Source organism: Zophobihabitans entericus, from assembly GCF_011745665.1.
In the GTDB taxonomy this organism is placed as follows: domain Bacteria; phylum Pseudomonadota; class Gammaproteobacteria; order Enterobacterales; family Orbaceae; genus Zophobihabitans; species Zophobihabitans entericus.
Genome location: NZ_CP050253.1, coordinates 74,372 through 96,304, shown reverse-complemented (window position 1 = coordinate 96,304; position 21,933 = coordinate 74,372). Strand labels below are relative to the sequence as shown.

The 21,933-nt window shown below is 41.6% G+C and carries 19 protein-coding genes and 1 other annotated feature; of the genes, 6 read left to right on the top strand and 13 right to left on the bottom strand.

Going from position 1 to position 21,933, the window contains the following annotated elements:
* Window positions 1-220: 220 nt before the first annotated feature.
* From rlmM to dolP, 5 genes are all read left to right on the top strand, one after another.
* A complete protein-coding gene (rlmM, locus tag IPMB12_RS00430; protein ID WP_166913869.1) occupies window positions 221-1,318 on the top strand; it encodes a 23S rRNA (cytidine(2498)-2'-O)-methyltransferase RlmM in 1,098 nt (365 codons plus the stop codon).
* A gap of 152 nt (window positions 1,319-1,470) precedes the next feature.
* Window positions 1,471-3,513, top strand: coding sequence for a penicillin-binding protein activator (locus IPMB12_RS00425; RefSeq protein ID WP_166913867.1), 2,043 nt, complete (start codon window positions 1,471-1,473; stop codon window positions 3,511-3,513).
* Complete coding sequence (locus IPMB12_RS00420; protein ID WP_208293513.1) at window positions 3,471-3,860, top strand: YraN family protein; 390 nt, start codon at window positions 3,471-3,473, stop codon at window positions 3,858-3,860. The genes IPMB12_RS00425 and IPMB12_RS00420 overlap by 43 nt, the downstream gene beginning before the upstream one ends.
* Before the next feature lie 18 nt (window positions 3,861-3,878).
* On the top strand, window positions 3,879-4,466 hold the full coding sequence (locus IPMB12_RS00415) for an SIS domain-containing protein (protein WP_166913865.1): 588 nt from the start codon (window positions 3,879-3,881) through the stop codon (window positions 4,464-4,466).
* Between the two features lie 25 nt (window positions 4,467-4,491).
* On the top strand, window positions 4,492-5,073 hold the full coding sequence (dolP, locus tag IPMB12_RS00410; protein ID WP_166913863.1) for a division/outer membrane stress-associated lipid-binding lipoprotein: 582 nt from the start codon (window positions 4,492-4,494) through the stop codon (window positions 5,071-5,073).
* Window positions 5,074-5,092: 19 nt separating this feature from the next.
* On the opposite strand, the gene csdE is transcribed toward dolP, so the two are convergent.
* The 7 genes from csdE to IPMB12_RS00375 all read right to left on the bottom strand — a co-directional run bounded on the left by csdE (window position 5,093) and on the right by IPMB12_RS00375 (window position 12,568).
* Complete coding sequence (csdE, locus tag IPMB12_RS00405; protein ID WP_166913861.1) at window positions 5,093-5,494, bottom strand: cysteine desulfurase sulfur acceptor subunit CsdE; 402 nt, start codon at window positions 5,492-5,494, stop codon at window positions 5,093-5,095.
* A gap of 11 nt (window positions 5,495-5,505) precedes the next feature.
* Window positions 5,506-6,714 carry a cysteine desulfurase CsdA gene (gene csdA / locus IPMB12_RS00400; RefSeq protein WP_166913860.1) on the bottom strand — a complete coding sequence of 403 codons (1,209 nt, stop codon included), beginning with the start codon at window positions 6,712-6,714 and terminating at the stop codon, window positions 5,506-5,508.
* Window positions 6,711-7,586, bottom strand: coding sequence for a U32 family peptidase (locus IPMB12_RS00395; protein ID WP_166913858.1), 876 nt, complete (start codon window positions 7,584-7,586; stop codon window positions 6,711-6,713). The genes csdA and IPMB12_RS00395 overlap by 4 nt, the downstream gene beginning before the upstream one ends.
* 31 nt (window positions 7,587-7,617) lie before the next feature.
* On the bottom strand, window positions 7,618-8,613 hold the full coding sequence (ubiU, locus tag IPMB12_RS00390; RefSeq protein ID WP_166913855.1) for a ubiquinone anaerobic biosynthesis protein UbiU: 996 nt from the start codon (window positions 8,611-8,613) through the stop codon (window positions 7,618-7,620).
* Between the two features lie 84 nt (window positions 8,614-8,697).
* A complete protein-coding gene (locus tag IPMB12_RS00385) occupies window positions 8,698-9,774 on the bottom strand; it encodes a LacI family DNA-binding transcriptional regulator (protein WP_166913853.1) in 1,077 nt (358 codons plus the stop codon).
* A gap of 122 nt (window positions 9,775-9,896) precedes the next feature.
* Window positions 9,897-12,080, bottom strand: a complete 2,184-nt coding sequence (priA, locus tag IPMB12_RS00380) for a primosomal protein N' (protein WP_166913851.1) — start codon at window positions 12,078-12,080, stop codon at window positions 9,897-9,899.
* Between the two features lie 32 nt (window positions 12,081-12,112).
* Window positions 12,113-12,568: a DUF1097 family protein gene (locus IPMB12_RS00375; RefSeq protein WP_166913849.1), complete on the bottom strand. Its 456-nt coding sequence runs from the start codon at window positions 12,566-12,568 to the stop codon at window positions 12,113-12,115.
* Between the two features lie 243 nt (window positions 12,569-12,811).
* On the opposite strand from IPMB12_RS00375, the gene IPMB12_RS00370 reads away from it, so the two are divergent.
* Window positions 12,812-13,246, top strand: coding sequence for a hypothetical protein (locus IPMB12_RS00370; RefSeq protein WP_166913847.1), 435 nt, complete (start codon window positions 12,812-12,814; stop codon window positions 13,244-13,246).
* Window positions 13,247-13,373: 127 nt separating this feature from the next.
* Here the strand turns inward: IPMB12_RS00370 and IPMB12_RS00365 are convergent, their stop codons facing one another.
* From IPMB12_RS00365 to IPMB12_RS00340, 6 genes are all read right to left on the bottom strand, one after another.
* A complete protein-coding gene (locus IPMB12_RS00365; protein ID WP_166913845.1) occupies window positions 13,374-14,861 on the bottom strand; it encodes an aldehyde dehydrogenase family protein in 1,488 nt (495 codons plus the stop codon).
* A gap of 290 nt (window positions 14,862-15,151) precedes the next feature.
* Complete coding sequence (trpA, locus tag IPMB12_RS00360; RefSeq protein ID WP_166913843.1) at window positions 15,152-15,970, bottom strand: tryptophan synthase subunit alpha; 819 nt, start codon at window positions 15,968-15,970, stop codon at window positions 15,152-15,154.
* Window positions 15,957-17,159, bottom strand: coding sequence for a tryptophan synthase subunit beta (trpB, locus tag IPMB12_RS00355; protein WP_166913841.1), 1,203 nt, complete (start codon window positions 17,157-17,159; stop codon window positions 15,957-15,959). The genes trpA and trpB overlap by 14 nt, the downstream gene beginning before the upstream one ends.
* 13 nt (window positions 17,160-17,172) lie before the next feature.
* Window positions 17,173-18,576 (bottom strand): bifunctional indole-3-glycerol-phosphate synthase TrpC/phosphoribosylanthranilate isomerase TrpF, encoded by a 1,404-nt coding sequence (gene trpCF, locus IPMB12_RS00350; protein ID WP_166913840.1) that lies wholly within the window; start codon window positions 18,574-18,576, stop codon window positions 17,173-17,175.
* On the bottom strand, window positions 18,576-20,204 hold the full coding sequence (trpD, locus tag IPMB12_RS00345) for a bifunctional anthranilate synthase glutamate amidotransferase component TrpG/anthranilate phosphoribosyltransferase TrpD (protein WP_166913838.1): 1,629 nt from the start codon (window positions 20,202-20,204) through the stop codon (window positions 18,576-18,578). The genes trpCF and trpD overlap by 1 nt, the downstream gene beginning before the upstream one ends.
* On the bottom strand, window positions 20,204-21,757 hold the full coding sequence (locus tag IPMB12_RS00340) for an anthranilate synthase component 1 (RefSeq protein ID WP_166913836.1): 1,554 nt from the start codon (window positions 21,755-21,757) through the stop codon (window positions 20,204-20,206). Before IPMB12_RS00340 ends, trpD begins: the two co-directional genes overlap by 1 nt.
* A 22-nt stretch (window positions 21,758-21,779) precedes the next feature.
* Window positions 21,780-21,872, bottom strand: a sequence feature (Trp leader region).
* Window positions 21,873-21,933: the final 61 nt, after the last annotated feature.

Genomic DNA, 21,933 nt, shown 5'->3' with positions numbered 1-21,933 from the left:
ATTATTTTAAATTTTCCCTAACCATCCAAGGTTGCCAGCATATTTTTATATGCTGGCTTTTTTTATTATTTAACTGAATGAATCCTTTAATTTCTGGCGAATATTTTACCTAAAATGTGACAATTGCGTGATCCGATAGCTGATATCGACTACACTAAGACAAATTTTAAATCTGGCTGATATGTCTGCCAGACACGTTATGACTACGCAGAAAGATATCATGCAAAAATTAAATAAAGTTATCCTCTATTGCCGCTCTGGTTTTGAGAAAGAGTGTGCAGCAGAAATTACCGATAAAGCATCACAGCTTGAAGTCTATGGATTTGCTAAGGCTAAAGAAAATAGCGGTTATGTCTCCTTTGAGTGCTATCAGGAAGGTGAGGCAGAAAAGCTCATTGCTAAGATCCCTTTTGGCTCTTTGATTTTTGCTCGCCAGTTTTTTGCTGCTGGTGATTTATTACAACATTTGCCAACTGAAGATCGGATTACGCCAATTGTCACGGTACTTGAGGGTGTGATTCAAAAAGCAGGAACTTTAAGAGTCGAAGTGCCTGATACTAATGAAGGTAAAGAGTTAGCAGCTTTTTGCCGAAAATTTACTGTGCCATTGAGGCAAGTATTGCGGGATAAACGCATTTTATTACGGACAGAGAATGCATCCCGTCCGGTGATTCATGTCTTTTTTATTGCCAGTGGTTGCTGTTATGTTGGATATTCCCTCAGTAATAATAATTCTCCATTTCATATGGGAATTCCGCGCTTAAAATTTCCGTCTGATGCACCAAGTCGCTCGACGCTTAAGCTAGAAGAAGCGTTTCATATCTTTATTCCGTATGAAGAGTGGGATGAGCGCTTAGTTGGTGGCATGCATGCTGTAGATCTTGGAGCCTGCCCGGGTGGCTGGACTTATCAGTTAGTACAGCGCAGTATGATGGTGCAGGCGGTTGATAACGGAATGATGGACCAAAAGCTGATGGATACCGGACAGGTTAAACATTATCGTGAAGATGGCTTTAAGTTTGAGCCTAAACGCAATAATATCACCTGGCTGGTATGCGATATGGTAGAAAAACCAGCTCGAATCACTGAGCTGATGGTTAAATGGTTGGTTAATGGCTGGTGTCGTGAGGCGATATTTAACCTGAAACTGCCAATGAAAAAACGTTATGAAGAAGTGAAACAAAATCTGACTTTTTTAGATGAACAGCTCAAAGAAAATGGAGTGAATGCTCTGATTCAGGCAAAACAGCTTTATCATGACCGGGAAGAAGTAACAGTTCATGTCAGATGTATCTGGGGAACGAAAGTCCCTGAATAATTTAGCATAGATCTCACCAGAGATGACGTGTAAAATGAGCATTATGTGTGATGAGATGTTTGATAATACGATGTATATCAAATAATTCAGGTTATAATGGCACAAAATTTATGTTGTGGTAGATGATCTGCCATCAAAATGATGAGAAAAATATGATAAGTTCATTCAATAGTTATTTATCAAAGCAGACTGCCTATTGGACTAAGGCGGTGCTTACTCTTGGTATGGTGATACTACTGGCTGGTTGTATCACGACAGCGAGTAAACCGCTGGATTATGATGCGACCAAGGGTTCTGCTTATTATCTTTCCTTAGCACAGAATTCATCTGGCAAAGAACAAGTTAACTGGAATCTTCTGGCTGCTCGTTCTTTAATTAGCGAGAATAAATTATCACAAGCTAAAAATATCTTATCTCAGCTGCCTGACAATTTAAGCGGTGAGCAGAAAAAAGAACAGTTGTTAAATCTTGGTGAATTAGCGGTTAAGCAACGTACTTCATTTGATATTGCTCAGCTAAATGTAGATGACCTCTCTGAAGCACAAAAAATACGCTACTACCATATTCGTATTGGTGTTAGTGGACAAAAGGGTGATACGGGTGCACAGCTTCGTGATTACATCACTCTTGAACAATTAGGGACAGAACAGCAGCGCCATCAAACGATCAATGAAACATGGGATTTTTTAACTAGCTTAAGCGATGCTCAAGTTAATAAAGTCATCGTCTATGTTAATGAAGTCACTTTACAAGGTTGGATTGACTTACTTTATACTTATCGTAATAGCGGTGGTGCTTATACTGGTGAGTTTAATACACCAGAAGAACAAGAACATTTTCTGAACTTAAAAAATGCGATACATGGCTGGCAAATTCAGTATTCAAGTAATCCTGCTGCTATTTATTTGCCGCGCAATATCTATGGTGAGGCACGTCGTTTGCCAGAAACTGATAATCACCTGACTGTCGCATTATTTTTACCACTAAGTGGTTCTTCTAAAGTGTTTGGTGAAACTATCAGGTTAGGGTATATGGATGCCAGTAAGTTTTATCCATCCGAACAAAATCAGAATATCAATGTTTATGATACAACGGCAGCACCTATTGCCGACCTTGCGGTGCAAGCTCAGCAACAAGGTGCTAACTTAATTGTTGGTCCTTTACTTAAAAATAACGTGTCAGCCATGGAAGCATTAGCCATTAATGTTCCTGTTCTTGCCTTAAATCGTACTGATGCGGCAGAAACAGGTTCTGTAACAGCTGCAAATGTTTGTTATTTTGCGCTATCACCAGAAGATGAAGCGCGCGATGCTGCTCGCCATATTTTTAGTCAACGTAAACAGATGCCGCTGGTTATTGCACCACAAGGTGATCTTGGACGTCGCGTAGCGAATGCTTTTGCTCAGCAATGGCTTGAACTTAAAGGTGAAGCTAATGCTTATGTACAATATTTTGCATCAGCTGATCAGCTAAGTCGTACAATGAATAAAGGTGTTGGTCTGGAAGTGAATGGTGAACTGATCATTGACAGATCACAACTACCACACGATCCAATGGAGCAAGACCCTCTGGCTGGACTGATTTTGCAGGCGCAACCGGATACTTCAACAGTCGTTGATTCTACAGAACCAGCAGAAGATATCGTTCCTGAGATTGATTCCATTTATGTTTTTGCCACAGCTGATGAGTTAACACTGATTAAACCGATGTTGGACATGAAATCTGAACGTGAAAAAGAGCGCGAAAAAGCTCAAGCGGAGCGTGCCGCACAACTTGCTCAGGCGATAGCAGAAGGTAATACAGAAGGGATCGAAGAAGAACCTGAAGCAGAGATGAAAGAAAAGCCGACGCCGCCAATTTATAGTAGTTCACGTAGCCATAGTGTGAACAGTGGTGGTGATTTCAGTAACGAAATGGATCGCGTACAATTTAGTGAAATTCCACTTATTGTTAATCAGGCAGATATGCTGGAGACTTTACCAAGTTATATTAAGAATGATTATTCATTAGTACGTCTCTATGCGATGGGTATTGATGCATGGCGTCTGGCTAATCGTTATGATGAGTTGAAACCTTATAAAGCAGACTTCTTAGAAGGAATGACCGGCAAGTTGTCTGTCGTTGAACGCTGTGATGTGACCCGGGAATTAATTTGGCAACAATACCGACGCGGAACAGTGGTACCCGTTCGCTAAATAAGCGACAGATCGGTACCCGCTTTGAAATTATCGCTCGTGATTTTTTACAACATCACGGGCTGATTTTTATCGATCAGAATTGCTATTTCAAAGGTGGTGAAATCGATCTGATTATGCAGGATGGTTTGTGTTGGGTATTTGTGGAGGTGCGTTTCAGACGTAACAGTCATTTTGGTAGTGCGGCAGCGACTGTAAATAGTAGTAAGCAACAACGGTTGATTACCTCGGCAATGTTATGGTTACAACGTCAGGGGCTTAATCCGGAAACTGAAGAGTATCGCTTTGATATTTTTGCTATCACAGGACAGGAAAAACAATGGATTACGCACGTGTTCGGGGCTTAATTTTACAGGTAATAGGTTGTGCAAGATTTAATTAAAAGTTATTTTACAGAAAGTATTCAGACACAGATAGTCACTGCAGAAGCGTTAAGTGAAACCATTGAAGTATCCGCTCAAAAATTGGTACAGGCACTATTAAATGGTAATAAAATCTTATCTTGTGGTAATGGTGCTTCTGCTGCTAATGCACAGAATTTCACGTCTAAACTGATCAATGGCGTTGAGATAGAAAGACCCAGTATGCCAGCGATTTCTCTGGTTTCAGATGCCGTTGTACTCAGTGCTATTGCTAATGGTGGACAACATGATGAGATCTATGCCAAGCAGATACAGGCTTTGGGCCAGTCCGGGGATATTTTACTGGTTATCTCCAGTGAAGGCGTCAATTCTAGCATTATCCGGGCAGTGCAAGAATCAGTCATTAAAGATATGGCGATCATCGCATTAACAGGTTGTGATGGTGGTGAGATTGTAGGTTTACTTGGGCAACACGATATTGAGATTCGTATCCCGTCCTACAAAAAAGTAAGAATTCAAGAGATGCATACACTGGTTTTAGACTGTTTATGCCAATTGATTGAGCATTCACTCTTTATGTATAAAGAGTAGTTAGATAATTAATAGAGGGATAATTATGAAAAGATTTGCTTATATTGCAATGATTTTATCGGGTGCACTGTTATTGCAAGGGTGTGTGGCGGTCGCAATCGGGACTGCTGCTGGAGTGACAGCAAAAACTGCCTCGGATCCTCGTACAGTTGGTACACAAGTTGATGATACTACTTTAGATTCACGTGTGGGTATTAAATTAAAAGATCACGAAAGTGAATTCCAAAACGCACGCATCGTAGCGACATCTTATAACGGTTCAGTACTGTTAACGGGTCAGGCAGCGGACGAGACACAAATTCAACGTGCAGCCGATCTGACGTCAGAAACAGATGGTGTTGTACAGGTTTATAACCAAATTCGCTTAGGTGAAAAGATTGGTGCAGGCACGCTGACCAATGATGCCTGGATTACTACTAAAGTAAAAACTCAGCTTGTTGCTAATAGCGAAACTAAAGCCCGTAACATTAAAGTAGTGACTGAAAATAGTGAAGTGTTCCTGATGGGTATTGTGACTCGTGATGAAGCGCGTACCGCTGCGGAAGTTGCCAGTAAAGTTGCCGGTGTTAAATTAGTCGTAACTGCATTTACTTATATTGAAGAATAAATTCAATAAAATCAAAGGGTTAATTAATAGATAACTCTTTGATTCTTTTGATTAAACTCTGTAAGCCAATCTGTTTAGATTGGCTTAATTCTTTTTTGATATGTAACTGTTCAAAATAGTGTTCAATATCTAAGTTCTGAATCTGTTCAGTAGTCTTACCATTTACCAAAGTTATTAAAATCGCCAGCAAACCTTTCACAATGCGCCCGTCGCTATCTCCAAAAAAGGTGAGAGTATTATCATTATGTTTATTTGCTCCAATCCATACTTTATTTTCACAACCTGAGACTAATAACTCATCTGTTTTTTGCTCGGGTGCTAAGTCAGGTAATTGCTTCGCTTGTTGAATAATCAGACGATAACGATCCTGCCAGTTAGTTTGTGTCACAAACAGAGCGATGAGTTCAGACTCAGTTAACATACATTATTTCCTTAGTCTTCAGTCAGAATAACTAACGCATTTTGCAGGGCTGTGACAAACAGCTCGACATCGCTTGCATTATTGTATGGCATGAAAGAAGCCCGGATCACACCAGAAACCCCCAGAGCTTTTATCAAAGGCTGGGCACAGAGTTCGCCTGTTCTGATAGCAATATGTTGTTCTGCCAGCAGTAGGGCTAAATCACTGTGATGAATATCTTTAATTGTAAAAGATAAAATAGTGCTTTGCTTTGCCCGGTAGCTGGTAAATCCACTCATTTGCGATAAACGCTGTTCAGCTAGCTCAGCCAGATGACAAGTATATTGTTCAGCTTGTTGCCAGTCGATGGTCTGATACCAATCAAGTACCGCATTAAAACCGATAATTCCAGCAATATCCGGTGTACCTGCTTCAAATTTTTGCGGTGCTGGTAGTGCTTCAAATCCAGCAAAGCTGGCGGTTTTTAACATTTTTCCACCACCGTGCCAGACGGGCATTTGAGCAAGCAATTCAGTTTTGGCGTATAGAACCCCAAGTCCGGTCGGACCATATAACTTATGGGCAGAAAAGGCGTAAAAATCGATATCCAGTTCAGTCACATTCAAGGGGTGATGTACAATACCTTGTGCCGCATCAACAACGACAACCGCACTGTGCTTATGGGCAAGTTTAATCACTTTCTCTATATCAACAGCATAACCGGTTACATTAGACATCTGGCTAATCGCCACGATTTTAGTCTTCGTACTTAGGCATTGTTGATAATCATGTAAACTCAATGAACCTGTTGAATCTACCTGCCATTTAATGACTTTAGCGCCAGTTTGCTGCGCCACAATTAGCCACGGAATCAGATTACTATGATGTTCAAGCTCACTGACAATAATCTCATCTCCGGCTTGCAGGGTGCTTCTGGCATAGCTTTGAGCGATGAGATTTAATGATTCAGTGACACCTTTGGTCCAGACAATCTGCTGAAAGCTGCTTGCGTGTAATAGATCTGCCACCTGAAGGCGAGCCTGCTCTAAAGCACGTGTCGTTTCTTGTGCCTGCGGGTGAAGACTACGATAAGCTGTCGCGGTATTGGTTGCATAATAAGCGGTAATAGCCTCAATCATAGTTTGAGGCTTGAGTGCTGTAGAGGCTGAGTCCAGATAGACGGTTGGTTGCTGTAAAGCAGGGAATGCCTGCCGAAAACCAACCGGCTCAAAGATTTTCATCTTAAATCCAGTCCTGCGATACCGTTCCAGTAGCCATTACAATCTCTGGCAGATTCAACAGTAATTGGTGAATTGCCATGTTCATTACGTTTAAACTGGCTCAGAATATCTAAAGTACCAACATCATTTGGGGAAAGTCGTACCACATCAACCAGACCATGCATATCGACCAAATTATTGCCAAGGTTATAGCAATAACCACTTTGTGTCTGAATACCATTTAGCACAAAGACTTTTTGTTGCTCTTGTGAGAACACTTCGCGCCCTTGCGGATACTTGATACAACAGGTTTCACATTTATCTTTTGGCTTATCTTCAGAACGTGCAGTAAAACAACGAGCAGAGTAAGCAAGCGGTAAATAACCATAGCTAAAGACTTCAATCTCAAACTTATTGCGCAGTTGCAGCTCATCAAGCTGAGTTACCACATTTTGTAACCAGTCTCGGGACAGTTCAACGGGCATACACCAGCGTGTCATTCCTTGTTTTAACAAGATTTTCAGCGTATGAGCGTTATAGCAGTTGAGGGCAGGTCCTGCCACAAAAGGTAAATGATATTCCTGTGCCAGATTAACTGCGGCCAGGTCGTTAGCTTCAACTAAAAAATCGCCATTATTGACATACTGGCGTAGCTCATTCATTTCTGACGGAGCTTCCAGCAGTGCTAGTGTTGAAATGACGATTTGTTTACCGGAAGAGGAAAGCGCTTTTGCTAAGTCCAGCCAGTCCGGTACTTTCATCTCTCGACGTTTGGTACAAACAGTTTCACCTAAATAGATGATATCCGCTTCACTTTCTTTTGCTGCGTGATAAAAACTTTCAGTTTCTGTTTTAGGCCAATAATACAGAACAGGGCCTAAGGCGTATTTCATAATTAATTACCTGCAATACATTATTGTTAAATTACTGCCACTTACGGTGGTAGGCACCTAGTGTGGTTTGCGTCCCTTCAGAGATAGAATCAAGCGTATCCATCCACTGTTTTTGTGGTGCAAAGTTATCTGGATTTGCTTTATAACGATCGATAGCTTCACGCCATACTTTAGTAATTTGAGAGACATAAGCCGGGCTGCGTTGGCGTCCCTCAATTTTGACTGAAGCAATATTGGCAGCAAACAGTTCAGGTAACAGCTCTAAAGTATTTAGACTGGTTGGCTCTTCAATTGGATGATACAGCGTATTATCAACAAAGTAGCGGCCTTTACATAACGTCGGATAACCGGCGTTTTCCCCTTTTTTATGACAATCGATTAAGACGTTATTTAAACGTGATTCCAGACCTTTTTCAGTCTCCTGCCAGCGTACAAACTTAGCGGGTGAGCAAGCACCTACAGTGTTTGGTGATTCACCGGTCAGGTAAGAAGATAAATAGCAACGACCTTCAGCCATAATACACAAGCTACCAAAGGCAAATACTTCAAGCGGAACAGGTGTTACGCGTGACAACTGTTTAACCTGATGCATAGATAATACACGTGGTAACACGATACGATCGACATTAAAGTTACGATGATAAAATTTAATTGCTTCTTCGTTGGTGGCTGATGCTTGTACTGAAACGTGTCTTTCAATATGCGGGTAGCGCTCGGCAGCGTATTCCAGCATTGCCAGATCAGCAATGATTAAAGCATCGGCACCAATATCAGCAGCTACGTCAACCGCGTGTTGCCAGCGGGTAAATTTATCCGGGTGAGCAAAGGTATTAATTGCAATATGTAGTTTTTTACCATGACTGTGAACGTAAGAAGAGGCTTCTTCCAGTTTTTGATCGGTAAAGTTAAGTCCTGCAAAGTGACGCGCGTTGGTGTCATCCTTAAGACCAATATAAACTGCATCAGCTCCATTATCGATTGCAGTTTTTAGCGCTGGTAATGAACCAGCAGGGCAGAGTAGTTCCATGACATATACCTAATTGACTTACAAATTAGTTGTATAGTATGCAATAAATATGGCAAAAATGCGAATAGAAAACAACGCTCATTTTTACACAGTTTTATCCAGAACAGAATGCCTGATGACAAGTTCTGTTGGAATCAATTTTGAGGTATTTGCCACAGAGTAGGATTTTAATTTAGTCAGTAACAGTGCAAATCCCTCTTCCCCCATTTTATACAACGGTTTATGGATATGTGTGAGTAGTGGTTCAGTAAAATCTTCATGTTGTTGCAGATGAGTGGTATGCATAATTGACAGATGCCCGGGTATTACCAGACCCAGCTTTTTGATCTGATAGAGTACGCCTTTAAGCAGACTTTGTTCTGAGGAGGGTTGGCTGGATGAGGCCTCTATAAAACAGTCTTCATCTAAATAATTAAGATTAGTGCTATCAAAACAGATAAGAGCAGTAGGTGGCTGGCGACTTTTCATCAGGGTTTTTACTGCCAGCCTGCCACTTTCAAAAGTGCAGCAGCCCTCAATAAAATAGTCGATGTTAAAACTGTGTCCAAGACGATTTAGAGCCTGCGTGTAACCCTGCTGAATATAGATATTACTTTGTTTTTCCCGCGATGGAATCAAACAAGCGATACGATTGTGCCCTTGTTGCAACAGATATTCTGTCGCTTTAAAAGCAATAGTCAAATGATCAAAGTAGAGGCAGGAATAGTCGAGGGAAAAATAATTCAGAACTACAATAGGTGGCAAAACGGTAATGAGTTTTTGTAATTCGTGCAGATAAGGAGAATCATTGATAAAGATAATGCCATCCACCTTATGATTAAGAGTGTAATGAATGATTTGCTGAGTTTCATAATCGGTAAAATATAAAAAGCGCAGATAGAGCAGTTTATAGCCGGCAGCTTTAGCACTACTTTCCAGACCTTTATTGATTTGGCTATTAGAGAATAGCTGGTTATCGATCACTAAAATCTTTTTATGATGATATTTTGGCGCTTTAGGTTTAAGTAATTGCGTGGTGTCATATCCCAGTTCTTCAATCACCTGATGGACTTTGAGCTGAGCTCTGTCTGATGTCAGGTGTGGCAGATTTATCACGCGTGAAACAGTGGCGACTGAAACATTGGCATGTTTTGCTACATCCCGCATTGTTGGCTTGGTCATCATTAATCCTGTTATGAAAGAAAAGAGTCATGAAAAATGGCGACAAGATTAATCATAAAGGGATAGGTTGTAATGCAGAAAAAGTGAATTTATCGAACTATCTCGCAAAAATTATCGGTGATTTAGTAACTTTCAATCGGATCGACATCAATACTCCAGCGCATACCTTTGGCTTCAGGCCAGAATTCAATCTGCCCAATCAGTTGTTCCATCATCAGCTGTAAAGCACGACGGTTTTGATGCTGTAGCAGTAATTGCCAGCGGTAGTAACTGGCTTTTCTTGGTTGGGGGGCGGGCATTGGCCCTATCAGCCAGAGATTGCTATCAGAAGTGTTAGCTTTTAACCAGTCATAGATTTTTTGTAAGAACTCAGGTGCCCGGCGGTTATTTTTATCTGCAGCCCGAATCAGCATTTGATAACTAAATGGCGGTAAACAGGTGAGCTGACGCTCTTGTAGAGTCTGTTTGGCAAAGGCATTGTAGCCCTGCTTGAGTAAAGTCGTCAGCAGCGGATGATCAGGATGATAGGTTTGTAAAATCACTTCTCCTGCTTTCTTCTCTCGTCCGGCACGCCCTGATACCTGAGTATAAATCTGGGCAAATCGCTCAGTGGCGCGGAAGTCGGTTGAAAATAGCGCGCCATCAACATCAACAATTCCCACCAGTGTTACATTTGGAAAATGGTGACCTTTAGCCAGAATTTGCGTACCAACCAGTAAATGTGCACCGCCCTGCTGGATTGCGTTAAGGTAGCCTTCCAAAGCACCTTTTTTACTGGTTGAATCCCGATCGATACGACTCACCGGAATAGTTGGAAATAGCTGCTGTAGCTGTTGTTCCAGCTGTTCCGTACCAAAACCAACAGAAACTAAATGTGTTGAACCACATTTGGGGCATTGTGGTGGAACCTGCCGTGCACTATCGCAGTGATGACAAACTAAGCGTTGCTGCTTTTGGTGATAAGTATAAGGTCGGTCGCAACGTGGACATTCTGCGATCCAGCCACAATCATGACAAACAAGTAGCGGAGAAAAACCACGACGATTTAAAAACAGCATCACCTGATTATTTTGATCTAAATGCTGGCGGATTTGTTGAATCAAAGGCTGGGAAAGACCCGCGGTGAGTGATAATCCTTTAATATCTAAAATATGTTGTCTGGCCAGTTGTGCATCACCGGCTCGTTCCGTCAGTTCTAACAATTGATATCTGTTTTGTTCGGCATTATTTAGAGTCTCCAGCGAGGGGGTCGCAGAACCTAAGATAATTGGGATATTTTCCTGCTTAGCCCGCACAATGGCTAAATCTCTGGCGTGATAGCGCCAGCCTTCCTGCTGTTTATAAGAACTATCGTGCTCTTCATCGATAATAATCATGCCCAGATCAGCAAAAGGGGTGAACAGTGCTGAGCGGGTACCGATCACGATAGCATTTTCGCCTTGCTGACTGCGCAGCCAAACGTTGAGGCGTTCTGAATCATTAAGACCAGAGTGTAAAATATCAATTGGTGCGTTAAAACGTTGTTTAAAACGCGCAATCGTCTGTGGAGTCAGGCCAATTTCTGGGACCAGTACTAAAGCTTGTTTACCTTGAGCTAACACGTTTTCCAGTACGGTCAAATAGACTTCTGTTTTACCCGAACCAGTGACGCCTTCCAGCAGCCAGGTCGTAAATTGAGCTTCCTGATTAATACGATCAATGGCTTTTTTCTGCTGGTTATTTAATATGATACGGGTTGGATTAACTGAAAAATCAGGGCGCCAGTCAGTAACTTCCAGAGTTGTGCTGACCTGTTCGATCAGCTGTTTCTTTTTCAGTGCATTGAACGTTGTTGAATCATGCTCTTTAGGCTCTAAATTATTCTGTAAAAATGCCTGTAATAACTGCTGCTGTTTTACTGATCGTTTAAGTGACGCAAGTTCAGTACTTTTGCCCAGTTCAGTCAATTGCCAGTGAGTTATCGGTGCACGGCTGGCCGGGCGACCTTGTCTTAATAGAATTGGCAAAGCATGAAACAGAACTTCACCCAGTGGATAGTGATAATAACCTGCTGCCCATTGTAATAGTTGCCACAGTTTTGCAGTAAAAATGGGTTTATCATCAAGCAGATCGGTGACTGATTTTAATTGTTCTGGTTTGAACTGGGTTTTATCGTCAATAGAGACTATCATTCCAATCATATGCCTTGCTCCAAAAGGAACTTTGACGCGCATTCCTGCTCGAGCACGGGATATCAGATCATCAGAAATCTGATAATCAAATAAACTGTGCAGTGGAACAGGTAACGCAACGTGAGCAATAAGCATAGAATTAACCAGATTTTCCTCTATTTAGCCAATTATTTTATGTTCTCGCCAGCCACAAGCTGATTGAGGGATTTGGCGATAAAACCAAATAATACGCCAATCACCAGCGCCTGACAGACAATCATCCAGTTACCTTGTGAGGCAACAAGTACAGCAAAACCAATGACTGAACCGGTGAAAAAGGCAAGTAAACCAGCGCGTGTACTCAGATACAAAATAAACACCAGCAGACCGATGAGGATTTCTCTCTGATATGCAAAATGTGGCAGTAACGGGGTACCTTTGAGTAATAATACGCCGAATAAAACACCAAGTAATGTGGTCAGTAATGTCGTCAGTAAACCAGCGAGTCCTGATTTAGGGATAGCAAAAGATGCCGCTCCGCCAAGTAAACACATCCAGAAAGGAAGACCTAAATAGGCTGAGAACCAAACCAAAACCGCGGACAAAATAGCAGTAATTAACGCTGCCAGAATAGATTTATGCATAGTAAATTTTTGTGTTATCAGTAATAAAATTTCAGCCTTGATTGTACGCAGTTTTTACCGGACAGGCAAAAATATTGAGAAAGATGCCGCAATAATAGACTTATGTTATATCTCTGATTATGGTTTATTGCTATTAGGATAACGATGAGTAATAAGACTTAAAAAAGTGGTCATAGCTATTAATCGAATGGATAAAGTTGTTATATGATATAGGCAATTTATTCTCTGGATTTAAGGTTTACCATGTTTAGTAAAATAAAATTATCATTATTCATAATCTGCCTGATGCTGTCTGGCTGTGATAATGCACCTAAGACAGAAATATCTCCCAGAGTAGATCTCATTCAGGAAGGGATGACAGAAAAAGAAGTGCTTGAAATTCTTGGCCATCCTCGTTCAGAGAGTACGGATATCGGACATTTGATCCGGAGTTTAAGTTCGTGTAAAAGCCGAATAAATAGTCTAATTAGTGTCTTTGGACAAAAAGATTATCTTCTTTCTTCCTTACAACGAATAGATAACATCTTAAATAGTTCTGATTATATGCAGCAGGAGTTTAAAGAAGTGATCTATCAGGTGACCGAGAAACCTCAGGGAATGGAGGAGAATGTTTATTATAAACATCTTAGCTACATTAACGGAAAATTGTTTACTGTCTGTAAAATTGAATCAGATTAATTAATGCTAATGTAGTTTATCGATAAAAAAGACAATTAGGCGTGATATTTAATTAAGATAAAAAGAGAAATAAAAAAGGCCCGGTGTAGAGGTCACCGGGCAAATGTTTGTACGACAGGAGTAACGCTTAGTAAAAACCGAGTTTCTTCTCAGACAGACTAATATAGATATTTTTCTTCTGAGTATATGCTTCAAGGATCGATTTATGAGTTTCACGACCGATACCTGATTTTTTGTATCCACCAAATGGTGAATGTGCCGGAATTTGGTTATAAGTATTAACCCAAACACGTCCGGTTTGAATGCCTTTAGCAACACGTAGTGCACGGTTAAGATCACGAGTCCAGACACCACCACCTAAACCATATTCAGAGTCATTAGCAATCGCTAAGGCTTCTGCTTCGGTATCAAATGGAATAACGGTTAAGACTGGTCCAAAAATCTCTTCCTGAGCAATACGGTTTTTGTTGGTTACGCCAGCGATGATGGTTGGACACAGGAATGAACCTTGCTCACCAAAGCGTTTACCACCGGTAATCACTTTACCACCTTCTTGCTTACCAATTTCCACATAACTTAAGATTTTGTTTAGCTGACGATCGTCAATTTGTGCACCCATTTGTGTATTTGGATCAAGCGGGTCACCGACTTTGACATTTTCAAATTTAAACGCCAGTTCAGCTAAGAATTTATCATAGATAGAGCGCTGTAACAGTAGGCGTGAGCCGGCACAACAAACTTGTCCCTGATTGAACAGAATTCCCAGACAAACACCTTCCAGTGCTTTATCAAACTGAGCATCTTCAAATACGATGTTAGCTGATTTACCACCAAGTTCTAACGTTGCTGGAATCAGTTTTTCTGCTGCTGCTTTAGCCACTTCCAGACCAACTTCTGTTGAACCGGTAAATGCTAATTTACTAAAGCCATTATGGGCTAACATTTCAGCACCAGTTCTTGAACCTGCGCCAGTTAGGATATTTACAACACCCGGAGGTAAAATATCATTTAAGATCTTACCAAGTTCAACCAGAGATAATGAGGTTTCTTTAGATGGTTTAATGACCACACAGTCACCAGCGGCAATAGCCGGAGCCAGCTTCCATGCAGCCATGAGTAGTGGAAAGTTCCACGGAACAATTTGACCAACCACACCAATTGGCTCATCCAGAACTAAACTTAGGGTTTCGTTATCGATATTATCTGCTTCACCGCTGTTACCGCGAATGACACCAGCAAAATAGCGGAAATGGTCAATTGCAAAAGGCACATCGACAGAACTTGTTTCACGAATAGGTTTACCAGAATCGAGTGTTTCTAAGATAGCAAAGCGTTCTTTTTGTGCTTCGAGGCTGTCAGCGATTTTTAACAGTAGTGCAGAGCGTTCAGCAACACTGGTTTTGCTCCAGGTTTTAAATGCATTCCAGGCACTTTCTACGGCTAAATCCACATCTGCTTTATCAGCTTCAGCAAATGTAGCAATTTGCTCACCGGTTGCCGGGTTGTTACTGACAAACGTTTTTTTGCTTGCGCCGTCTCGCCACTCACCATTAATTAAAAACTGATAATGTTTCTGGGGACGAACCTGCTCTGGTAAGTCTTTAATCATTTTCATAGAACACTCCTTTTTCCTGATAAAAGAAAAGTATGAATTAGATATTTAGTAAAAGAACACGTCATACTTCTGTTTTTTTACTATCTAATAGTTGATATGATTAGTCAACTATATTGACTAATTTATACACGTAATCAGATTGAAAAAACAGCGTAAAGATGGGTAAATTAACCGATTGTTTTAATAGGTAAAGTAGCTTGAGATAAGAATGAAATATTTTCTTCAATAAAATCAATAAGTTATTATATTTATAAGTATTTGATTTTATTGAAGGAATTATATATTAAGAATTAGTTATACTTTGTTGCCCCCTTCATTTGTAAGCAAAACTGCATCAGTTCAGTTTTCATCTGTTCCGGTTGAGTCAGATGACGGGCAATAATATTGACCACTGCGGAACCTGAAATTGCGCCCATCGCTCCGGACGTAATGGTTTCTTTTACTTGCTTTGGTTTAGATATACCAAATCCCTGAATTGCTGGCGGCGCTTTTGCTTCAGCCAGCTGTTTAACCAGATGAGTCAGAGATTGACTCGCGCTATTTTCTGCACCAGTGACACCAGAGCGGGAGACTAGATAAGTATAGCCACTGCCATTTAATGCAATCTGCTGAATAACTTCTGGCGTGGCGTTAGGTGGACAGATAAAAATAGGATCAATATCATGTGCCAGAGCAGCTTGTCTGAATGGTTCTGACTCTTCCAGAGGGACGTCGGCAACAAGGACAGAATCAACACCTGCTTTAGCGCATCGTGCATAAAATGAATCGATACCGCCCCGAAAGACTAAATTAGCATAAACCAGCACACCAATGGGTAGATCAGGGTATTTACTGCGAATTATAGTCAACATCTCAAAACATTTAGCCACGGTAATGCCACCGGCAAATGCACGCAGTGTTGCATTTTGAATGGTTGGCCCATCAGCCAAAGGATCGGAAAACGGAATCCCCAGCTCCAACGCGTCAGCACCTGATGTTACCAGTGTATCAATGATATCTAAGGATATTTGAGGCGTAGGATCGCCAAGGGTGACAAACGGAATAAAGGCGCCTTCTTTTTTAACGTTTAGTCCGGTGAATAAAGCCTGATAACGATTAGATGCTGTCATGGAATTCTCCTTTTGCCTTTAAGATATCTGAGACAGTGAAAATATCTTTATCACCTCGTCCGGATAGGTTTACTACCAGTAGTTGTTCTTTGTCTGGTGCCTGTTTAATCATTTTTAATGCATGAGCTAATGCGTGTGATGATTCAAGTGCCGGGATGATACCTTCATGTCTTGAGAGTGCTAAAAAGGCGTCCAATGCTTCGTCATCAGCGATAGAGACATAATCAGCTCGTCCGATGCTGTTTAAATAAGCATGCTGCGGGCCAACAGACGGGAAGTCTAAACCAGCAGAGACAGAATAAGACTCTTCAATTTGTCCTTCCTCTGTTTGCATCATTGGGGATTTCATTCCAAAGTAGATCCCGACATGACCATGTTTTAGTGGTGCGCCGTGTTGCCCTGTTTCGATGCCTTTACCAGCAGGCTCTACGCCGATTAGTTGTACTTGTTTGTCAGCAATAAAATTGGTAAACATGCCAATGGCATTAGAACCACCGCCCACGCAAGCGATTACAGCATCAGGTAAGCGTCCTTCTTTGACCAGAATTTGTTGTTTCGTTTCTGCACTGATCATCTGCTGGAACTCTCTGACAATCGTCGGGAATGGGTGAGGGCCTGCAGCAGTACCTAGCATATAGTGCGCTGTTTCATAGCTGCCAGACCAGTCTCGCAGTGCTTCATTACAGGCATCTTTTAATGTGGCAGAACCACTTTTAACTGAGATGACTTCTGCTCCCATCAGTTTCATACGAAAAACGTTTGGTGCCTGACGCTCAATATCTTTTGCTCCCATATAGATACGGCATTTAAGTCCAAGTAAAGCACAAGCCAGTGCGGAGGCAACCCCGTGTTGACCGGCGCCGGTTTCGGCAATAATTTCGGTCTTACCCATACGTTTGGCAAGCAGTGCCTGACCCAGAACCTGATTGGTTTTGTGAGCACCGCCATGGAGTAAATCTTCACGTTTCAGGTAAAGTTTAGTTTTGGTTCCTTTAGTCAGGTTTTGACAAAGCGTGAGCGCCGTTGGTCTGCCGGCATAATTATGTAGCAGAGCAAAGAACTGTTGTTGAAAAAGAGGATCACTTTGCGCCTCAATAAATGCCTCTTCCAGCTGGTTTAGAGCCGGGATCAGAATTTGCGGTACATATTGTCCGCCAAATTCGCCAAAATAAGTGTTAAGTTTTGCCATAATAGTTATCCTGTTAAGCTGTGCTTCTTGCCTGATACTGGCGTAATTGAGTAAAGATTTGTGTTAATAGTTGGTGATCTTTAATACCGGGCTTGGATTCAACACCAGAATTAATATCCACTCCTAAACATCCATAACTCAGTGCTTGTTGTACGTTCTCCGGGTTAATCCCACCGGCGAGCAGTACGCTATTGAGTGGGCTATGTTTTAATAATTGCCAGTTAAAACGCTGCCCGGTACCACCGGCACCATTGTCAAAGATATAGCGTTTAACCAGTGGGTTATCACAAGCTGGAACGTGATCTTTGATTGTGACGGCTTGCCAGATCTGGCAATGCTTGGGTAAAGATTTAGCCAGCAATTCAATGTAATGACCGTCTTCCTGCCCATGCAGTTGCACCGCGGTTAATTTGAGTTCCTTAGCGATATCAGCAATGGTTGGAATTGCTTCATCACGAAACACACCCACCCAGTTCAGAGGTACTGACTGAATGATCTCTCTTGCCTGATCAACCGTCACAACGCGTGGAGATGTTTTCACAAAGATTAAACCACCATAAAAACTGCCAGCCTGATAAACAGCTTGTGCATCCTGAGGATTAGTTAAACCACACACTTTATTTTCACCAAAGATCACTTTACGTACGGCGTTACTTAGATCCTCTTCTTCCATTAAGGCACTACCAATTAAAAAACCATTAGCAAATGGACTGAGTTCCTGTACTTGTTTATGTGTATAGATACCTGATTCGCTGATAATCGTGGTTTCTTTGGGAATAGCGGTTGAAAGCTGTTTCACGCGGTTCAGATCTACAGATAAGTTGCGCAGATTACGATTATTAATACCAATGACTTTTGCTTTAAGATTGATTGCTCTGGTAACTTCTTCCTCTGTGCTGGCTTCAGTCAATACACCCATATTGAGCTGATGAGCAAGCTGACTCAGAATTTGATATTGTTCATCATCAAGTACCGAGAGCATCAGTAAAATCGCATCAGCCTGATAGTAACGTGCGAGATAAATTTGATACGGATCGATAATAAAATCTTTGCACAGCACCGGCTGAGGAACGGTATCATGCATGATTTTTAGATAACTAAAATCACCCTGAAAGTAGGGGTCGTCAGTTAACACAGAAATAACATCAGCATAAGGTTTATACGCTGTACCAATCTGCTCAACATCAAAATCAGCCCGAATCAGTCCTTTAGACGGAGAGGCTTTTTTACATTCTAAAATAAACACCGGTCTGGGTTGTTTTAGTGCCTGATAAAAGTCGCGAGTTTGAGTATTAATGTGCGACTCAAACTGAGTAAGCGGCAGACGATGTTTCTGTTTCTCTAACCAGATCGCTTTGTCTTGTACGATTTTAGTCAGGACCGTTGAGTGTTTAATATTATCAGTAAGAATAGGCATTATTGACCTCTGGCGACAAGTTGTTGTAAGCGTTGATAAGGTTGACCGCTGCGGATCATAACCAGTGCTTGCTGTGCATTAGCACTAAGGTCATCTTTAGCGAATAAGCGCATTACCATAGCTACGTTAACGGCAATTGCTGATTCGTGGGCGAGAGTACCTTTACCTTGTAAGATCGTTTGTAAAATATGCCCATTTTGTTCTGGTGTGCCGCCGCAGATATCTTCCAGTGCATATTGCTCTAAGCCAAAATCAGCTGGAGTGACGGAGTAATAATTAATTGTGCCATCTTTAACTTCTGCCACCTGAGTTTCACCGTGAATCGCTACCTCATCCAAACCCGAACCATGTACCACTAAAGCGTGCTGGTAGTTCAGCATTTTCAGTGTTTCTGCTATTGGTTTTAACAGCGCCGGGTGATAAACACCCAGCAGAATTCTTTTTGGTCTGGCCGGATTAATCAGTGGACCTAAAATATTAAAAATGGTTCTGGTTTTAAGCTGCTGACGTACAGGTGCCGCGTGACGGAAACCAGAATGGTATTGCTGAGCAAACAGGAAGCAAACCTGTAAATCATCCAGCGCCTGACGAGAGATATCAGCCGCCAGATTCAGTTTAAGTCCAAGTACTGATAATACGTCTGATGAACCAGACTGGCTGGATACACCACGATTACCATGTTTGGCGACCGGAAAGCCAAGTGAAGCAGCAACAAAAGCACTGGCCGTTGAAATATTAATACTGTTAGTGCCATCACCACCAGTACCGACAATATCTGCAAAATCATAGTCAGGTGCCGGAAATGCTTCAGCATTATTCAGCAGAGCTTGTGCTGCTCCGGCTATTTCATAAGGTGTTTCACCGCGCACTTTCATGCTGATAATGGCTGTTGCCAGCTCAGTTTCGGCAATTTGGCCCTGAATCACTTGTTCAAAGAAGATTTGGCTTTCTGTCTGGGTTAGAGATTGTCCCTGATAGAGCTTGTCAATAATGGGGCGCACTGCCCGATGCTTAACGACTAAATTTTGTGACTCTGGTAGTACTTTAGGAAGTTTTGCAATCCACTCAATAGTTTGCTGTAAAAGTTTAGCACCATGTGTGGTCAGGATTGATTCAGGGTGGAACTGAAAACCACAAATCCGATCTGCTTCATTACGTACTGCCATCACAACGCGGTTAAAATAGGCATTGATCGTCAGGTTGTTAGGAATGTTTTCCCCTCTGAGTGAATGGTAACGCGCTACAGGTAATGGATTGGGCAGACCAACAAACATCGCCTGATTATCATGTTCAATGAGTGAGGCTTTACCATGCAGAATCTCACCTGTTGGCACAATAATTCCGCCATAAGCTTCAACAATAGCCTGATGGCCTAAACAAATACCAATGATAGGAATTTGACCTTTCAGGCGTTTGATAAGCTCTGCCATGCAACCTGCTTTCGACGGTGTGCCAGGACCTGGTGATAACATTAAAATTGGATCACTCATCTGATTGAGTTTATCGATAATCACATCAGCAGGAACGGTATTGCGATAAATTGTCACCTGATGTTCCTGTTGACGTAGTAAATCCGCTAAGTTATAGGTGAAGGAATCGATGTTATCTAAAAGTAAGATGTTAGCCATTATCGTGCCTCCTGATGAGCAGTCTGAATTGCATTAATGACTGCTTTGGCTTTGTAATAAGTTTCATCAGATTCAGCTTGCGGATCTGAATCAAAGACTACTCCTGCACCAGCCTGAATGGTAGCAATATCATTAGCTACAAACGCAGAGCGAATCACAATACAGGTATCAAAATCACCTTTTGCGGTAAAGTAACCAATAGCTCCGCCGTAACTGCCACGCCTTGTTTGTTCTGTTTCTGCAATCAGTTGCATTGCTCTGACTTTTGGTGCGCCTGTTAGTGTTCCCATATTCATGGTTGCCTGATAGGCGTGCAGGGCATCTAAATCCTGTCTTAGCTGACCAACAACCCGCGATACCAGATGCATCACATGAGAATAGCGATCAACTTTTAGCAGCTCCGGTGTGTAGCGGGTACCAGGCTGACAAATACGGGCTAAATCATTGCGGGCTAAATCAACCAGCATCAGATGCTCTGCCAGCTCTTTTTTATCAGTGCGCATTTCCAGTTCCAGACGGCTATCTAAATCCGGATCAATTTTTTGCTGTGGGTTTCGTCCACGAGGGCGAGTACCTGCGATGGGGTAAATTTCAACTTGATTGGTTTCTTTGGTGTATTTAAGGGCACTTTCTGGCGAAGCGCCAAACAGTGTAAAATGCTCATCCTGCATATAAAACATATAAGGGCTTGGATTTTGCTGTTTTAGTGTTTGATAGGCTGCAAGAGGTTCAGGACAGGGAACAAAAAATCTGCGCGAAGGAACAACCTGAAAAATCTCCCCCTGAGTGATCGCGTCCTGCATCTTTTTAACCGTCGTTTTAAATTGCTCATCACTGACAGAGCCTGTTAGCTCGGGTGATGGCAGAGTTTGTTTTGGAATAGAAACCGTTGAACAGGTAAGCTGGGTGGTAATATCCAGCAGACGGGCTTTTAAACGCTGTTCTTCGTTATCATTTGGTGTGAATAAACAGGCTGAAAGCTTGGCTGTTTTAGTTTTATGATTAAGGGTAAATAGTGTTTCTGACAGATAAAAACAGTAATCAGGACAATGCTGATATTCGGGTAAAGTGGCGATAGCTTCAAACTCTGTGGCTAAATCGTAACTAAATAATCCACCAACCAGCAGACTATGCTGGTCGGCATCAGCGGGCAAATCGACTAGTTTGAGTAAATCTCTTAGCGTATCAAATACTGATGGTGCTTTAATTTTACTGTCTTCATCAAGTAGTGCATCAATAGGTGGGTAGGTGAGTATCAGGTGATTATCAGTTAACTGAGTGGTCACTAAAGCGGATTGTTGTGCTTTTAGTAAAGGTAATAACGATAAGCCATTGTCAGTTAATGCTTCAATTTTAACAGTTCGACCTTGTGCTGTTATCCGTAAAGCACTATCAATGATCATTAAACTTTTAATTCCTTGTTTATTATCAATTTCAGCAGACTCCAGTAACAAGCTGGCTGGTTTTTTCTGACATAAATGATAAAAGACAGAGGTCGGATCTGAATGATATTCAGTGACTTGTTGAAACTGTTTTAACATTGGTCTCTTCATGATCTTTTCTCTTTTTTAAGCAATAAAAAAGCCCGCAATTTGCGGGCTTGTGTAAGATAAAATCTAAGTACAGCAAAACACATCACCCGTTAAGTGTGATGTGCCACCATAAGTTTGCTGTAAAGGTATTTTGTATTAACATGGGAGTATTCTACTTAATTTTATTTTGTATCATT

Bases quoted from the DNA above. Each gene is read 5' to 3' on its own strand.
- IPMB12_RS00425 (WP_166913867.1), top strand. From the start codon at position 1,471: ATGATAAGTTCATTCAATAGTTATTTATCAAAGCAGACTGCCTATTGG.
- csdA (WP_166913860.1), bottom strand. From the start codon at position 6,714: ATGAAAATCTTTGAGCCGGTTGGTTTTCGGCAGGCATTCCCTGCTTTA.
- IPMB12_RS00340 (WP_166913836.1), bottom strand. From the start codon at position 21,757: ATGAAGAGACCAATGTTAAAACAGTTTCAACAAGTCACTGAATATCAT.
- trpD (WP_166913838.1), bottom strand. From the start codon at position 20,204: ATGGCTAACATCTTACTTTTAGATAACATCGATTCCTTCACCTATAAC.
- trpB (WP_166913841.1), bottom strand. From the start codon at position 17,159: ATGGCAAAACTTAACACTTATTTTGGCGAATTTGGCGGACAATATGTA.
- trpA (WP_166913843.1), bottom strand. From the start codon at position 15,970: ATGACAGCATCTAATCGTTATCAGGCTTTATTCACCGGACTAAACGTT.
- IPMB12_RS00395 (WP_166913858.1), bottom strand. From the start codon at position 7,586: ATGAAATACGCCTTAGGCCCTGTTCTGTATTATTGGCCTAAAACAGAA.
- dolP (WP_166913863.1), top strand. From the start codon at position 4,492: ATGAAAAGATTTGCTTATATTGCAATGATTTTATCGGGTGCACTGTTA.
- trpCF (WP_166913840.1), bottom strand. From the start codon at position 18,576: ATGCCTATTCTTACTGATAATATTAAACACTCAACGGTCCTGACTAAA.
- IPMB12_RS00365 (WP_166913845.1), bottom strand. From the start codon at position 14,861: ATGAAAATGATTAAAGACTTACCAGAGCAGGTTCGTCCCCAGAAACAT.
- rlmM (WP_166913869.1), top strand. From the start codon at position 221: ATGCAAAAATTAAATAAAGTTATCCTCTATTGCCGCTCTGGTTTTGAG.
- ubiU (WP_166913855.1), bottom strand. From the start codon at position 8,613: ATGGAACTACTCTGCCCTGCTGGTTCATTACCAGCGCTAAAAACTGCA.
- priA (WP_166913851.1), bottom strand. From the start codon at position 12,080: ATGCTTATTGCTCACGTTGCGTTACCTGTTCCACTGCACAGTTTATTT.
- IPMB12_RS00370 (WP_166913847.1), top strand. From the start codon at position 12,812: ATGTTTAGTAAAATAAAATTATCATTATTCATAATCTGCCTGATGCTG.
- IPMB12_RS00375 (WP_166913849.1), bottom strand. From the start codon at position 12,568: ATGCATAAATCTATTCTGGCAGCGTTAATTACTGCTATTTTGTCCGCG.
- csdE (WP_166913861.1), bottom strand. From the start codon at position 5,494: ATGTTAACTGAGTCTGAACTCATCGCTCTGTTTGTGACACAAACTAAC.
- IPMB12_RS00385 (WP_166913853.1), bottom strand. From the start codon at position 9,774: ATGACCAAGCCAACAATGCGGGATGTAGCAAAACATGCCAATGTTTCA.